Origin of the sequence: Salinihabitans flavidus, assembly GCF_900110425.1 — a bacterium.
In the GTDB taxonomy this organism is placed as follows: Bacteria; Pseudomonadota; Alphaproteobacteria; order Rhodobacterales; family Rhodobacteraceae; genus Salinihabitans; species Salinihabitans flavidus.
This window is the reverse complement of record NZ_FODS01000002.1, coordinates 149,001-163,944: the sequence shown is the minus strand read 5'-3', so window position 1 is coordinate 163,944 and position 14,944 is coordinate 149,001. Positions and strand designations below refer to the sequence as shown.

Sequence of the window (14,944 nt, the reverse complement as noted above, 5' to 3'; positions counted from 1 at the left end):
AGGCGTAATGCCGGAAGAGAATGGGAAACTCGCGCAGCAATTCGTTCATTCGGTGCCTTTCGCCCACGCGCTCGGCATGGAACTGACCGAGATCGGGGATGGCCGCGCGGAGCTGATCATGCCCTTTGATCCGCGCTTTGTCGGCGATCCGGGCAAAGGGGTCATTCACGGCGGCGCGGTGTCGGCGCTGATGGATACCTGCTGCGGGGCGGCGGCGATGTGCCATCCTGACGCCAACTGTTTTACCGCGACGATTGATCTTCGGATCGATTACATGCGCGCGGCGGCGCCGGGGCAGACGATCCGCGCGCGGGCCGAATGCTATCATGTGACCCGCAGCGTGGCCTTCGTGCGCGCTGTGGCGCTCGACGATGACGAGGACCGCCCGGTGGCCACCGCCAACGGCGCCTTCACGCTGGAGGGCAAGGGATGAACCACAGACCGCCCGAACCGGTTCAGCTGATCAAGCAACGCCGCGATGCGGTGTTGAACGCGCTGGTGCATGAGGTGCCCTTCATCCAGTTTCTGGGGGTGGAGTTCGACCGGCGCGGCGATGAGCTGACCGCCGTGATGCCCTATGACGAGAAGCTGATCGGAAACCCGATGCTGCCCGCGCTGCATGGCGGGGCGACGGCGTCGTTTCTGGAAATCACGGCGATCATCGGCCTGAGCTGGATCAGCCTGTGGGACGAGATGGAAAACGGCCGGGCGCAGGCGGACGCGCTTGCCAACGGGCAATTGCCGCGCCTGCCCAAGACCATCGACTTCAATGTCGATTACCTTCGTGCGGGGCTGCCACGCGACAGCTATGCGCGGGCGCAGGTGAACCGATCCGGGCGGCGCTATGCCTCGGTTCACGTGGAGGCGTGGCAGGACCGGCGTGCAAAGCTTTTCGCACAGGCGACGGGGCATTTCATGATGCCGCGCCGCGATGACTGAACCGTCGCCGCGCGCAGAGACGGACATCACCCACGGCCGCGTTCTCAAGATCGCGCTGCCGATTGTGCTGTCCAATGCCACGGTGCCGATTCTGGGCGCTGTGGATACCGGCGTGGTCGGGCAGCTTGGCGCTGCCGCGCCAATTGGCGCGGTGGGGATGGGGACGGTGATCCTCACCACGCTCTACTGGGTGTTCGGGTTCCTGCGCATGGGGACGACCGGCCTTGCGGCGCAGGCGCGCGGGGCGGGCGATACCGCGGAGACCGGCGCGCTTCTGACGCGGGGGATCCTGCTGGCCGGGGCGGCGGGGTTGGTCTTCATCCTGTTGCAGGCGCTGATTTTCAGCGGCGCTTTCGCCATATCACCAGCCAGCGACGAGGTGGAGACGCTGGCGCGCGATTACATGGCGATCCGCATATACGGCGCCCCGGCGACCATCGCGCTTTATGCGATCACCGGCTGGCTCATCGCGCTGGAGCGGACGCGGGGCGTGCTGGCGATCCAGCTTTTCATGAACACGATCAACGTGGTGCTGGATGTCTGGTTCGTCCTCGGCCTCGATTGGGGGGTGCAGGGCGTGGCGAGCGCGACGCTCATCGCGGAATGGAGCGGGCTTAGCCTTGGGCTCTGGCTTTGCCGGGATGCCTTCACCGGCAACCAGTGGCGCGACTGGGGGCGGGTGTTCGATGGCGCGCGCATCCGGCGGATGATGCAGGTGAACGGCGACATCATGGTGCGGTCGGTGCTGCTCATGCTGTCGTTCACCACGTTCCTTTTCATCGGCTCCGCGTTGGGGGATGTGACGCTGGCGGCCAATCAGGTGCTGGTGCAGTTCCTCAATATCACCGCCTTCGCGCTCGACGGGTTCGCCTTTTCCGCCGAGGCGCTGGTGGGCGGATCGGTCGGCGCGGGGGCGCGGGCGCGGTTGCGGCGCGCGGCGCTTCTGGCGTCGCAATGGGGGCTTGGCGGGGCGCTGGGAATGGCGCTGTTCTTCGCGCTCGCCGGGCCGATGATCATCGACCTGATGACCACCGCGGAGGCGGTGCGCGCGCAGGCGCGGGCCTATCTGCCGTGGGCGGTGGCGGCCCCGATCCTGAGCGTTGCAAGCTACATGTTCGACGGGGTGTTCATCGGGGCCACGTGGACGCGCGACATGCGCATCGCGATGCTTCAGTCGGTGGCGCTCTACGTTGTGGCGCTGCTGGTCCTCGTGCCGCTGATGGGCAATCACGGGCTCTGGCTCGCGCTCATGGTGCTGAACGTGGGGCGGGCGTTGACGCTCTGGCGGCGGTATCCGCGGCTGGAGGCGAGCGTGGGAGGCGCGCCGTCAGAGTAGGTCGAGCAGCGCCTCGGGCGGGCGGCCGATCACGGCGGTGCTGCCCCTGATGCCGATGGGACGTTCGATCAGGATCGGATGCGCCGCCATCGCGGTGAGGAGCGTTTCCTCGTCGCTGTCCGCGCTCAGCCCCAGATCCCGGAATGTGGCCTCGCCGGTCCGCATCATCGCGATGGCCGGCAGGGCGAGCGCGGATGTCACGGCGCGCAGTTCCGCAAGCGTCGGTGGCTGCTTGAGATAAAGGCGCAGCGCGACCTGCGCCCCGCGTTCGTGCAGGAGCGCCAGACCGGCGCGGGATTTGGAGCAGCGCGGATTGTGCCAGTAGTCGATCATAGCCAGTCCTTTCGATTCTGGCCCACGGCCTGCGCGACATTGTCAAAGCCGTCACGCGCCAGAAGCCGGTCGAGACCGTGCAGGATGTCGGCCACCAGAGACAGCCCGCCGAACACCAGCGCGGTATAGAGCTGCACCGCGGAGGCGCCTGCGAGAATCTTGGCGTAGGCCTGTTCGGCGGAGGCGATCCCGCCCACCCCGATGAGCGGCAACGTGCCCTCTGTCATCTGCGAAAGCTGCGCCAGAACGCGGGTGGAACGCTCGAACAGCGGCGCCCCCGAAAGGCCCCCGGCCTGGTCGCGGTGGGGGGAGCGCAGCCCGTCGCGCGACAGGGTGGTATTGGTGGCGATGATGGCATCGACGCGCGCCTCAAGGGCGACGGCGGCGATCTCGGCAAGGTCGGTCTGCGACAGGTCGGGCGCGATCTTCAGGAACACCGGGATGGGCCGCTCCAGCGTGTCGCGCACCTCCATAACCCCTTGAAGAAGCGCGGAAAGCGCCGCCTTGCCTTGCAGGTCGCGCAGCTTTTCGGTGTTGGGGGAGCTGACATTGACGGTGGCGAAATCAATGTGCGCGCCGCAGCGGGCCAGCACTTGCGCGAAGTCGGCGGCGCGGTCGGGGCTGTCCTTGTTGGCGCCGAGGTTGAGGCCGGTCACGATGTCCAGGGGGCGGTGCGACAGCCGGTCCGCGATCGCCTCCATCCCGTCGTTGTTGAAGCCGAAGCGGTTGATCGCGGCGCGGTCCTCGGTCAGGCGGAACAGGCGCGGTTTGGGGTTGCCGGGCTGCGGGCGGGGTGTGGCGGCGCCGATCTCCAGAAAGCCGAAGCCGGAGCGGGACAGCCCCTGCAAGGCATTGGCATTCTTGTCAAATCCCGCAGCCAGTCCGACCGGGTTGGGCAGCTCAAGCCCCGCCACGGAGGTGCGCAAGCGGGGCGATGTGATCGGCCCGGGGGTGGGCGTCAGCCCCAGTTGCAGGGCGCGGATGGCGAGGGTGTGGGCGGCCTCCGCATCCATGCGGCGCAGGGCGGTCAGGCCGATCCGCTCCAGCCATTTCATGCGAAGCCCCCGCCGGTTTCAAGCGCGGCGCAGCGGATGAGACGCGAGGTTTCGATCGCGGCCTGCCGGTGGATCACCGCCTGCCGGTAGGCGGGATCGGTCACCATTTCAAGGAAGGCATGGGCCGAGGGATAGCGAGCCACGAAGGCCGCGTCCCAGCGTTCCGAGGCTGGGCCGATCAGCGTGGATTCAAAGGCGCCGCGCCAGATGATAGAGCCGCCGACGCGGGAGAGAACCGGGGCGGTGTCCTGCCCGTAGTTCGCGTAAGCCTCTGACCCGGATAGGGATTTTCCATGCAGCGGGTGATCGGCGGGATAGGCGGCCGCCGTGCGGAAACGCACGAGGTTGAGCATGTCGATGGGGTGATCGCGCCCCAGCGCCTTGAAGGCGTCGAACTGGGCGCGGGTGGGATCGACGTGGCCCGCGACCTCCTCGGGGAAGTCATGCGCGTTGCCGATGAGGGGCAGGGGCCGCGCCCAGAGCAGATCGCTCATGCGCAAGTCCCTGTAAAGATGGGGGAAAAGCGCGCCTCTGCGCGACGGCTCCCACTTCAGCGCGTCGCCCAGTGCGTCGCTTTCGGCGGCCAGAAGCATCAACCCGTCCTCGCCCGCGAAGTGCTTGGCGGCGGTGCCAAGGGCCTGTTCCGCCGTGGAAAAATGCACATAGCCATCGGCCAGATCGACCGGGGCGCCCGGCGTGGCGCCGTTGGCGAGAAGCTCGGCCCATTCGCCGGCGCGGAAAATCTTGTAGATCAGCATGGGGTGTGAGTGCCGCGCGTCGGGGCGAAGGTCAAGCGCGGTTTGCGGGCATTGAGACGGGCGCAACCGGCGGGTTTGGCCGAATCAGGGTTAACGCCCTGAAATCGCGAAAAAACCGCTTTCGGTAAAACGTCGGTATTACGTCGGTATCGCGTCGGTGTCCCATGCCGCCAACCTGGGCCCGGGGGCATCGTGAACGCAGCGTGCGGTGAGAGAGTGTTCATTCATGTTGACATTGGGTTAGCGCGCGTTGCGTCTGACCAGAGACGCCTCGCGCTGGTGTTCAACAGAGGACCGGGGGCCGGCGATGGCCTTTGCGGGCAGGTTGGAGCCGGGCCCCAGTGCGCGGAACAAAGGCGCGGCACGCGCCGCCGCGCAGCGCCCGACCGCCCCCTCGGGCTGGCGCTTTCAAAGCGTTGCGTGCCTGCGTGATCGTTGAGGTGCTTTGCACCATAAACTGACATCCACCACCTTTGAGGCGCCCACCCGGCGGTCTGGCGCCGCGCGATATTTCCCCGCGACCGCCATGTCGTTTTTGACCTTTGGAGATATACCATTACATAATGGGGACGTACATCCAACGGTCGTCGTCGCTCAACAAGAGACCCCGAAAGCATCCATCGGGCAAACGCCCTTCCCCAACAGATCGGAGCAATCATGGATACGCAGCCCATTCACATCGCCGCACGTCGCTACGCGGAGGAACACGAGCGCGGACAGCTTTCGCGGCGTGAATTCCTGACCCGCGCCACCGCCCTTGGCGTGTCGTCCGCGGCCGCCTATGGCCTGATCGGGTTGGCGGCCCCCACCCCGGCCCGGGCGCAGGCCCGGCAGGGCGGAACGATCCGCATTCAGTCGGATGTCCGCGCGCTCAAGGATCCGCGCACTTACGACTGGCCGCAGATGTCGAACTTTTCGCGCGGCTGGCTTGAGTATCTGGTCGAGTATCAGCGCGACGGCAGTTTCAAGCCCATGTTGCTGGAAGGCTGGGACGTCAGCGACGACGCCACCCGATACACCCTGCGTGTGCGCCCCGGCGTGACGTGGAACGACGGCACCGACTTTACCGCCGCCGACGTGGCCCACAACATTACCCGCTGGTGCGATCAGTCGGTCGAGGGCAATTCCATGGCCTCGCGCATGACCTCTCTGATCGACCCGGAGACCGGACAGGCCCGTTTCGGCGCGATCGAGGTGACCGACGATCTGACCGTGACCCTGACGCTGCAATCGCCCGACATCACTCTGATCGCCGGTTTCTCGGACTACCCGGCGGCGATTGTCCCGCAGGATTTCGGCGGCGATCCGATGGAAAACCCAAAGGGCACCGGGCCGTATCTGCCCGAGGAATTGTCGGTGGGTGTGAAATCCGCGCTGGTGCGCAACACCGAACATGACTGGTGGGGCGCCGAGGTTTTCGGCGGGCCCTATCTGGACCGGATCGAATACATTGATTTTGGCACCGATCAGTCGGCGCATTTTTCTGCCGCCGAGGCGGGCGAGGTCGATATGCTCTATGAATCGCTGGGCGAATTCGTGGACCTGATGGACAGCATCGGCTGGGAAAAATCCAAGACCGTGACCGCCAATACCATCTGCGTGCGCCCCAATCAGCGCGCCGAGGTCGATGGCACCAGACCTTATGCCGATGTCCGGGTGCGCCGGGCGCTGGCGCTGGCGGTGTCCAACGCGGTCTGTCTGGAACTGGGCTACGCCGGGCGCGGGGAGGTGGCCGAAAATCACCATGTCTGCCCGCTGCATCCCGAATACGCGGAACTGCCCGACCCGGTGACGGACCCGGTGCGGGCCGCCGCGCTGATGGAAGAGGCCGGCATGGCCGATTTCGAGCATGAGCTGATCTCCATCGACGACAACTGGCGGCGCAACACCTGCGATGCGGTCGCGGGCCAGTTGCGCGATGCCGGTATCCCGGTGCGCCGCACGGTGATCCCCGGCAACACCTTCTGGAACGACTGGACGGAGTATCCGTTTTCGGCCACCGACTGGGCGCAGCGACCCTTGGGCGTGCAGGTTCTCGCGCTGGCCTACCGTTCGGGGGAGCCGTGGAACGAAAGCGGCTTTGCCAACGAGGAGTTCGACGCGATCCTGAAAGAGGCGCTGGCGATGCCGGACGCGGACGCGCGGCGCGAGCTGTCGGCCCGGCTTCAGAAGATCATGCAGGATGAGGGGGTCGTCATTCAGCCGTTCTGGCGGTCGACCTACCGCCATTATCGCCCCGGCATCGTGGGGGCCGAGCAGCATCCGACGTTCGAGATCCACGTCTACAAGCTGGGCCTGTCGGACTGAGCCTGACCGGGCCTGCCGGGCGGCACGAGGGACCGGCAGTCGCGCGCGCGGCTGCCGGCTCGCGTTCAGGGGGCGCGTCAGTCCAGGCGCAGGGTGGCGCTGCCCAGTCCGGACATCTCCAGCACGATTTCGCCGGTGCCGTCGTGATACCAGATCGGGCTATGGGTGCCGCATAGCACCACCTGACCGGCCTGAAGCGTCAGGCCCCGCTCGCCCAGATGATTGGCCAGCCATGTCACCGCCTTCAGCGGATCTTGCGGGGCGGCGCCGGTCACGTCGTGGCGGATTTCGCCGTCGATCGCCAGCGTCGTGCGCACCGTATCCGGTTTCAGGGTTTCCGGTGCGGTGCCCGGCCCCCCGAGAACCGCGCCCACGTTGGAGATGTTCTGCGCGATGACATCGGGAAGATGAATCCGGCCCATGTCGGTCTCACGCATGTCCAGCAGCTCTATCGCGGGGATGAAACGGTCGATGGCGGCCAGCACCGTTTGGGTGCCGAAGGGGGCGTCCTGTGGTGCGAGCGTCGTGCCCATGACGGCGGCAATCTCCGGTTCGAGCGCGAACTGCCGGTAATCCGCGGCCCGCAGCATTGCCGGGCTGTCGTGGCGCTGGGCGGTGAACACCCGCCCGCTTGCAGGTTCTCCCAGACCGAAGCGGTCCAGCAGGGCGGTGGAATTGGCCGCGATCTTCCAGCCCGCGACCGGGCCGAAGGCGCCATCCTGCGTGAGGATTTCAGCGACGCTGTCCTGCGTCTTGTAGGCGTCCTTCAAATCCCGTGGCGGATCGGTTTCACGGGCGCTGAAGGGTGCGCCGCCGCGAATGTCCTGCACGATCCGGGTTACGGTTTCAGTCTCTGTCATCATGCGATCATCTTTCTGAAGCTGTCGATCCATTCGAGCCCGGCCGTCGTGTCGCCCGCCGGACGGTATTCCGCCGAGAGCGCCCCGTCATAGCCGGTCTTGCGAAGCGCGGTGAGCGCGGCGGGGAAATCAAGATCGCCGGTGCCCGGTTCGTTCCGGCCCGGCGCGTCGGCAAATTGCACATGGCCGATGCGCGGCCCGGCCTGCGCGATGGCGGCGCACAGGTCCGCCTCGGTGATCGCCATGTGATAGAAATCGAATTGCACGAAGAGGTTGTCATGCTCCGCCTCGTCCAGCAGGTCGAGCGCGTCTTGCAGGCCGGTCAGGAAAAAGCCCGGCACGTCATGCGGATTGACCGGCTCGACCATGACGCGCACGCCGATGTCCGCCATCACGCCCGCAGCATGGCGCAGGTTGTCGATCAGCGTGCGGCGGCACAACGCCGGGTCCGCGTCCGGGGGCGGGCGGCCCGACAGGATATTGACCTTGTCGGCCGACAGCGCGGTGGCCTGCCGCGCGCAGGTGGCGACGGCGGCGCGGAAATCGTCGCCGCGGCCGGGCAGGGCGGCAAGCCCCACCTCGTCACCCGTGCCGCGCGGCACGTTGATCAGCACGACCGGCAGGCCCGTCGCCGCGATGGCGGCGCGCAGCGGGGCGATATCGGCGGCTTCGGGGAACTGGATTTCCACGCCGTCAAACCCGGCATCGCGCGCGGCGGCGAGACGGTCCGCCAGCGCAACCTCGGTGAATAGCATGGAAATATTCGCAATCAGGTGCATCGACGGACCCCGGAAAATTCAACGTTGACAGGAAAAGGGATTCGGGTGTTGGGTGCAAGCACAAACATTCTTAGTTGAAACTTTCTCAGAGGGGAGCATCATGGCCGGCCCGTCCGACAAGACCCAGCCCGACACTCAAACGTCCGGCAGAAAACTGCGCTCCAGAATCACGACGGACGGCATCGACCGCACCCCGCACCGCGTTTTCATGCGGGCGATGGGGCTGGACGACGAGGCGATTGCCAAGCCGATGATCGGCGTCGTGAGCCAGAAGGGCGAGGTGACGCCCTGCAACATGACCCACTACGCTCAGGTGGACTACGCCAAGGAGGGTGTCGCCATGGCGGGCGGCACGCCGCGCGAATTCACCACGATTTCCGTTTCCGACGGGATCGGCATGAACCACGAGGGCATGAAATTCAGCCTTGTGAGCCGCGAGATCATCGCCGACAGCATCGAGGCGGTCATCCACGGGCACGCCTATGACGGGATCGTGGGCTATGGCGGCTGCGACAAGACCCTGCCGGGTGTGATCATGGGCATGGTGCGCTGCAATGTGCCGGCGGTGTTCGTCTATGGCGGCTCGGCGCTGCCGGGGCGGTTTCAGGGGCGCGACGTGTCGGTGCTGGACGCCTTCGAAGCGGTTGGCGCGGTCCAGGCGGGCACCATGACCGAGGACGAGCTGACGCAGATCGAAGAAGCCTGCAAGCCGACCATCGGCGCCTGCGCGGGGCAATTCACCGCCAATACGATGGCGATGGTGTCCGAGGCACTGGGTATGACCGTTCCCAATTCCGCGATGATTCCGGGTGTCTATTCCGAACGGCGCGGTGTCGGCCAGAGGGCCGGCGCGCTGGTGATGGAGATGCTGGAACGCGGCGGGCCGCTGCCCCGCGATATCGTCACGCGCAAGGCGCTGGAGAATGCCTGCGCCATCGTGGCGGCGACCGGCGGATCCACCAATACCGCGCTGCACATCCCGGCCATCGCCCATGAGGCGGGCATCGCCTTCACTGCCGACGACGTGGCCGCGGTGCTGCAACGCACGCCGTTCATCGGCAACCTGCGGCCGGGCGGAAAATACCACGCCAAGGACGTCTACGAGATCGGCGGCGCGCATGTGGTCATCAAGGAATTGATCGCGCATGGCTTCATGCATGGCGACACGCTGACCGTGACCGGCCGGACACTCGCCGAAGAGGTGGCGCATGCCCGAGCGCCCGATGGCGAGGTGATCCGCCCGGTGTCCGACGCGATCATGGCGTCGGGCGGGGTTGTCGTGCTCAAGGGCAACCTGTGCCCCGACGGTGCGCTGCTCAAGGTGGCGGGGCTGAAATCGCTGACCTTCACCGGCATCGCGCGGGTGTTCGAATCCGAGGATGATGCGGTCGAGGCGGTGCACAGCCGCGATTACACCGAAGGCCAGGTGTTGATCGTGCGCAACGAGGGCCCGGTCGGCGGGCCGGGGATGCGCGAAATGCTGGGTCTGACCGCGCTGATCTACGGGCAGGGCATGGGCGAGAAGGTCGCCCTGCTGACCGATGGGCGGTTTTCGGGCGCCACGCGCGGCATGTGCATCGGCCATGCCGCGCCCGAGGCGGCGGCCGGCGGGCCGCTCGGGCTGGTGCAGGACGGCGACAGCATCACGATCGACGGCAAGGCCGCGACCATCACGCTCGACGTGCCCGAGGAGGAGCTGGCGCGCCGCCGCGCCGGCTGGTCCGCGCCTGAAATCCGGCACAAGGGCGGGCTTTTGTCGAAATACGCCGCGACCGTGGGTCAGGCGCATGAGGGCGCCGTGACCCATGCCGGAAACGCCCAGTGGCCGGAACAGCGCCGGGGCAAGACAAAAGGACCACGCGCATGAGCGAGACACCGACACTCGGCTATATCGGCACCGGACTGATGGGTGCGCCGATGGCGGCCCGGCTGATCGAGGCGGGCCATTCCGTCACGGTCTGGAACCGCACCGCCGCCAAGGCGCAGTCGCTGGTCGATCGCGGCGCGGCGTTGGGCGAAAGCCCGGCGGAGGTGGCCGCGGCATCGGATATCGTGTTCCTGTGCCTGACCGACACCGACGCGGTTCGAGAGGCGGTATTCGGCGACAACGGCGTGGCGCGCGGCGCGCGCGAGGGGGCGATCCTCGTGGATTTCTCGTCGATCCAGCCGGACGCGACGCGCGAGATGGCGGCCCGGCTCAAGGACGAGGTCGGCATGGACTGGATCGACGCGCCGGTTTCGGGCGGTGTGCCGGGGGCCGAGGCGGGAACGCTGGCGATCATGGCGGGCGGGTCTGAGGACGGCTTTGCCCGCGTGGAAAAGATCGTGCTGGAGATGGCGTCTCGGTTCACCCTCATGGGGCCGGTGGGTGCCGGCCAGACCACCAAGCTGTGCAATCAGGTGATCGTCGGCTGCACCATGGCCGTTCTGGCAGAGGCCACGCGGCTTGCCACGAACGCGGGGGTGGACGCCTCGCGCCTGCCCGAGGCGCTGGCGGGCGGGTTTGCCGACAGCAAACCGCTTCAGCTTTTCGTGCCGCGTATGGTGAACGCGCAGCACGAGCCGCCGCTGGGCCATGTCCAGACCATGCTCAAGGATCTCGATTCCGTCTGCGATCTTGCCCGGTCCAGCACCTCGCCGGTGCCGTTCACGGCAATGGCGGCCGAGCAGTTCCGCCTGCTGAAGGCGCGTGGTGGCGAAACGGCGGATGCGCTTGAGGTTTTCAAGCTGAGCGCCCCCACGAAACTTTAACAAGACCAACAAAAACTCAATCCAACACGGAGGAAGACATGAAACACTTCAAGACCCTGATAATATCCGCGGCGATCGGTGCAACCGGCCTGCCCGCGATGGCGCAGGAGGTCACGACCCTGCGCGTCGGAAGCTGGCTGCCGCCGCATCACCTGATCGTGTCGGGCATCATCGAGCCGTGGGCGGCCGCGATCGAGGATGAAACCGGCGGATCGCTGCAATTCGAGGTCATGACATCGGCGCTTGGGCCGCCGCCGGCGCAGTTCGATCTTTTGCTCGATCAGTCGTTTGACGTCGGCTATGGCGTGAGCGGTCACAATGCCGGCCGGTTCACCATGACGCAGGTGATGGACCTGCCGTTCATGTCGCCCGACCCATGGGCCGGATCGGCGGCCGCATGGCAGACCTATGAGAAATACGGCGACGAATATGGAGAGCATGAAGGCGCGCATGTCGTCGGGCTGTTCACTCACTCCAACCCGAATATCAACATGGCCGAGGGCCGGGTCGAAACGCTGTCCGATCTCGAAGGCAAGACGATCCGCGTTGGCGGCAACGTGACCGGGCGCATCATGTCCGAACTGGGCGCCTCGCCGGTACAGTTGCCCCCGACCGAGGCGCAGACCGCGATGTCGCGCGGTGTCGCGGACGGGATCACATTTCCGTCCGAATCCATCGACTTCTTCGGCATCACCCCGGTCATCAACTCGATCACGCGCATTCCCGGCGGTCTTTACACCGACACGTTCTGGGTCGCGTTCAACGAGGATAGCTGGAACGGGCTGACCGACGAGCAGCGCGCCGCGGTCAACAAGCATTCCGGCATGGCGATCGCGCTTCTGGCCGGTTTTGCATGGACCAATGGCGACACCTTTGGCGAGGAAAAGCTGGTCGAGAAGGGTGTCGAATTCCTGACCCTGTCCGAAGAGGATGTGGCCACGGCGCGCGACAGGCTCGAACCCCTGCAAACCGAATGGCTTGAGCAGGCCGAGGAGAAGGGCTTCGATGGCGAGGCGATCCTCACCTATGCCCGCGACATGGTTGAACACTATCGTGCCGACAAGGTTGTCAACGTCGTGAAATGAACCGGGAGCTGGCACCGCCTCGTGCGGTGCCAGCCTGCCCATGCCACGGAGCCGCCACCGGATGCACCGCCTTTTTACACTGTTCGACCGTTTGTGTCTGGCGCTGGCCTGGCTGTCGGGCCTGATCGCCGCTTTCGTGATGACGGTCACATTCGTCGGCGTCGTCATGCGATACCTGCTGCGCAAACCGCTGATGGGCGGGTTCGAGATGATCGAGATCGGCATGGGGCTGATCGTGTTCAGCGCCCTGCCATGGATGGTGCGGCGCGGCGCCAATATCCGCGTCACGGTCCTGTCGGACAAGTTTCCGACAATGCTGGCGCGTCTGGCCGATTTTTTCAGCCAGTCCGTCGGTGCGATCCTGATGGCATTCATCGCCTGGCGTGTCTGGCTACAGGGTGAACGTCTGCTGAAATACAACGAGGTGACGATGGAACTCCGCGTGCCCAAGGGGATGATCGCGCAGGGCATGTCCGTCCTGCTGGCGGTCACTGCGCTGGCCTTTCTGCTTTGTGCCGTGGAGGTGCTGCGCCGCGCGGGGCGCGGCGAACCTTCTGCGGGCGGGTCGCGCTGATGGGACTGTGGGAGATTGCCGGGCTGAGCTTCGGCGGCGTTTTCATGCTCATGATCATCGGTATGCCGATCGCGCTGGCGATGCTGCTGGTCGGTCTGGGCGGAATCTGGTTCACCATTTCCGAACGCACCGCGATGGGCATGATCGGCCAGTTGCCGATCAACGCCACCATGTCCTATGAACTGTCGGTCCTGCCGATGTTCATCCTGATGGGTGTTTTCGTCACCCGCGCGCGCATGTCCGAAGACCTCTACCGGTTGTGCCACGGATTTGTCGGCCACCTGCGGGGCGGGCTGGCGGCGGCGACCGTGCTGGCCTGCGGCGGGTTTTCCGCGCTCAGCGGGTCGTCCATTGCGACCGCGGCGACGATGGCGAAGGTCGCGGTGCCGGAAATGCGCCGCTACGGATACGCGGACGGTTTCGCGGCGGCGGCGGTGGCGTCGGGCGGAACGCTTGGCATCCTTATTCCGCCCTCGGTGATCCTGGTGCTTTATGGAATTGCCACCGGCACCGATATCGGCGCGCTGTTTATTGCCGGTATCCTTCCGGGGCTGCTGGCGATCGCACTCTATCTCGTGGCGATCCGGATCACCGCCCAACTCGATCCGGGCTGCGCCCCCGCCGCGCCGCGACAGGACTGGCCCGAACGGATTCGCAACCTGCGCAGCGTGGGGCCGATCCTTCTTTTGTTCATCGGTATCATTGGCGGGCTCTATCAGGGCGTTTTCACCCCGACCGAGGCCGGCGGGGTCGGTGCCACGGGCGCGTTTGTTTTCGCGCTGTGGCGGCGGTCGATGTCCTTTCGCGTGTTCATCGACTCGCTGGTCGAAACCGTGCAGACCACGGCCAGCCTGTTTCTCGTGCTGATCGGGGCGCTGGTATTTTCGAACTTCATGAACCTGCTTGGCCTGCCCGGCGCGCTCTCCGATCTGATCACAGAGCTCGGGCTTGGCCCCACAGCGGTCATATTCGTGATCTTCGCGATCTACCTTGTGCTCGGCATGTTCATGGAAAGCCTGTCCATGATCCTGCTGACGATCCCGATTTTCTTTCCCATCGTCACGGACCTTGGGTTCGACCCGATCTGGTTCGGCATCTTCGCCGTGATGGTCACCGAGTTGTCGCTGATCACGCCGCCGGTGGGGCTGAACCTGTTTGTCATCAAGTCGGTGATCATCGATCTGTCAATGGGCGCCGTCTACCGTGGCATTCTGCCGTTCGTGCTGGCCGATCTTGTTCGGATTGCCATTATCATCGCGGTTCCAGCCATCGCCACGATCCTGCCGGAACTGGCGAAATAGGAGATGCGATGTCTGATCCCATCCTGCCCCCTCTGATCTATGAAGACCAGATCCCGCCGGCTTTCGACCGGCTGGATCACGGTATCCTGCACGAGTTCATCGGGATGTATCTGCGCGTCGCCTATGAGGCGGCCTACGAAGATTTCCGCAAGCGGCTGGGCGACGAGGCTCTCAAGCCGGGGTATTTCACGATCCTGACCCTGATCGTGCACAATCCCCGTATCACCCAGACCCAGATCGGGCTGGCGTCGCAACGCGACAAGTCCAACGTCACCAACGCCTTGCGCTGGATGGAGGACAACGGCTTGATCGTGCGTCACCTGTCCATCCGCGACCGGCGCACCCATATGTGCGTCGCCACGCAGGACGGAATCGAGATGCAGGCCCGTATGCAAGCAAAGGCTGCGTTGCATCTTCAGGCGCTGAATGACGCCATTGGCCCCGAGCGGCGCACCGAGTTCGTCCGCACGCTCAAGGACCTGATCGGAGCGCTTCGCAAGGGCCAGGACTGATCGGCTGCGCGGACCCGCGGCGCGGGACGCGCGGCGCCCGCCCATGACGCAACCCGGAGCGAAAACGGGAAACCCGGGACGACGACGCATCGACTGAACAGGGGATCTGGTGGAGCCTAGGGGAGTCGAACCCCTGACCTCTACAATGCCATTGTAGCGCTCTCCCAACTGAGCTAAGGCCCCGACCGCGCCTACCTAGGACGTCGGCCGGACGGGATCAAGCGAAAAATCTGCCCTGTCCAAAGAATCCCGCACCCCCGGCGCGGGGGCGCTGGCGGCGCGGCTGACGGGTTGGCGGCGGCCGGGTTTCGTGGTAATTATACGTTCGTATAAGATCGTGCCTCTTCTGATTCC

General features: G+C 65.7%; 15 protein-coding genes, 1 tRNA gene and 1 pseudogene. 10 read left to right on the top strand and 7 right to left on the bottom strand.

The genetic code is table 11. The features are described from left to right. Window positions 1-7: 7 nt before the first annotated feature. Genes BMW66_RS02680 through BMW66_RS02670 form a run of 3 tightly spaced genes read left to right on the top strand, consistent with a single transcriptional unit; the run spans window position 8 to window position 2,275 of the window. Window positions 8-433, top strand: coding sequence for a PaaI family thioesterase (locus BMW66_RS02680; RefSeq protein ID WP_093115123.1), 426 nt, complete (start codon window positions 8-10; stop codon window positions 431-433). Continuing rightward, window positions 430-939, top strand: a complete 510-nt coding sequence (locus tag BMW66_RS02675) for a PaaI family thioesterase (RefSeq protein WP_093115121.1) — start codon at window positions 430-432, stop codon at window positions 937-939. The genes BMW66_RS02680 and BMW66_RS02675 overlap by 4 nt, the downstream gene beginning before the upstream one ends. Continuing rightward, window positions 932-2,275, top strand: coding sequence for an MATE family efflux transporter (locus BMW66_RS02670; RefSeq protein WP_093115119.1), 1,344 nt, complete (start codon window positions 932-934; stop codon window positions 2,273-2,275). The genes BMW66_RS02675 and BMW66_RS02670 overlap by 8 nt, the downstream gene beginning before the upstream one ends. Here BMW66_RS02670 and arsC read toward each other — a convergent pair. The 4 genes and pseudogenes from arsC to BMW66_RS20550 all read right to left on the bottom strand — a co-directional run. Next, window positions 2,267-2,608, bottom strand: coding sequence for an arsenate reductase (glutaredoxin) (arsC, locus tag BMW66_RS02665; protein WP_093115117.1), 342 nt, complete (start codon window positions 2,606-2,608; stop codon window positions 2,267-2,269). The two genes, BMW66_RS02670 and arsC, sit on opposite strands and share 9 nt — an antisense overlap. Continuing rightward, window positions 2,605-3,663, bottom strand: coding sequence for a quinone-dependent dihydroorotate dehydrogenase (locus tag BMW66_RS02660; protein WP_093115115.1), 1,059 nt, complete (start codon window positions 3,661-3,663; stop codon window positions 2,605-2,607). Before BMW66_RS02660 ends, arsC begins: the two co-directional genes overlap by 4 nt. Beyond that, window positions 3,660-4,016, bottom strand: a complete 357-nt coding sequence (locus BMW66_RS20555; RefSeq protein ID WP_342741840.1) for a DUF1330 domain-containing protein — start codon at window positions 4,014-4,016, stop codon at window positions 3,660-3,662. The genes BMW66_RS02660 and BMW66_RS20555 overlap by 4 nt, the downstream gene beginning before the upstream one ends. A 72-nt stretch (window positions 4,017-4,088) precedes the next feature. Next, a pseudogene (locus BMW66_RS20550) lies at window positions 4,089-4,421 on the bottom strand (DUF952 domain-containing protein); the annotation flags it as partial. Between the two features lie 657 nt (window positions 4,422-5,078). Between BMW66_RS20550 and BMW66_RS02650 the strand changes: the two are divergent. After that, a complete protein-coding gene (locus BMW66_RS02650) occupies window positions 5,079-6,728 on the top strand; it encodes an ABC transporter substrate-binding protein (protein WP_093115111.1) in 1,650 nt (549 codons plus the stop codon). Window positions 6,729-6,805: 77 nt separating this feature from the next. Here BMW66_RS02650 and BMW66_RS02645 read toward each other — a convergent pair whose 3' ends face one another. After that, complete coding sequence (locus tag BMW66_RS02645) at window positions 6,806-7,591, bottom strand: 2-keto-4-pentenoate hydratase (RefSeq protein WP_093115109.1); 786 nt, start codon at window positions 7,589-7,591, stop codon at window positions 6,806-6,808. Further along, on the bottom strand, window positions 7,588-8,343 hold the full coding sequence (locus tag BMW66_RS02640) for a hydroxypyruvate isomerase family protein (RefSeq protein WP_175483144.1): 756 nt from the start codon (window positions 8,341-8,343) through the stop codon (window positions 7,588-7,590). Before BMW66_RS02640 ends, BMW66_RS02645 begins: the two co-directional genes overlap by 4 nt. Window positions 8,344-8,467: 124 nt before the next feature. Between BMW66_RS02640 and ilvD the strand changes: the two genes are divergently transcribed. From ilvD to BMW66_RS02610, 6 genes are all read left to right on the top strand, one after another. Further along, window positions 8,468-10,234, top strand: a complete 1,767-nt coding sequence (gene ilvD, locus BMW66_RS02635; protein ID WP_093115105.1) for a dihydroxy-acid dehydratase — start codon at window positions 8,468-8,470, stop codon at window positions 10,232-10,234. Continuing rightward, complete coding sequence (locus tag BMW66_RS02630; protein WP_093115103.1) at window positions 10,231-11,118, top strand: NAD(P)-dependent oxidoreductase; 888 nt, start codon at window positions 10,231-10,233, stop codon at window positions 11,116-11,118. The genes ilvD and BMW66_RS02630 overlap by 4 nt, the downstream gene beginning before the upstream one ends. A 38-nt stretch (window positions 11,119-11,156) precedes the next feature. After that, the gene (locus tag BMW66_RS02625; protein ID WP_093115101.1) at window positions 11,157-12,203 is read left to right on the top strand and encodes a TRAP transporter substrate-binding protein; all 1,047 of its coding nucleotides are present in this window, start codon (window positions 11,157-11,159) and stop codon (window positions 12,201-12,203) included. A gap of 61 nt (window positions 12,204-12,264) precedes the next feature. Continuing rightward, the gene (locus BMW66_RS02620) at window positions 12,265-12,777 is read left to right on the top strand and encodes a TRAP transporter small permease (RefSeq protein ID WP_175483143.1); all 513 of its coding nucleotides are present in this window, start codon (window positions 12,265-12,267) and stop codon (window positions 12,775-12,777) included. Next, on the top strand, window positions 12,777-14,078 hold the full coding sequence (locus BMW66_RS02615) for a TRAP transporter large permease (RefSeq protein WP_093115097.1): 1,302 nt from the start codon (window positions 12,777-12,779) through the stop codon (window positions 14,076-14,078). Before BMW66_RS02620 ends, BMW66_RS02615 begins: the two co-directional genes overlap by 1 nt. Before the next feature lie 8 nt (window positions 14,079-14,086). Further along, window positions 14,087-14,590: a MarR family winged helix-turn-helix transcriptional regulator gene (locus tag BMW66_RS02610; RefSeq protein ID WP_093115095.1), complete on the top strand. Its 504-nt coding sequence runs from the start codon at window positions 14,087-14,089 to the stop codon at window positions 14,588-14,590. Between the two features lie 107 nt (window positions 14,591-14,697). Here the strand turns inward: BMW66_RS02610 and BMW66_RS02605 are convergent. Next, window positions 14,698-14,773: transfer RNA gene (locus tag BMW66_RS02605), tRNA-Ala, on the bottom strand. Window positions 14,774-14,944 lie beyond the last annotated feature (171 nt).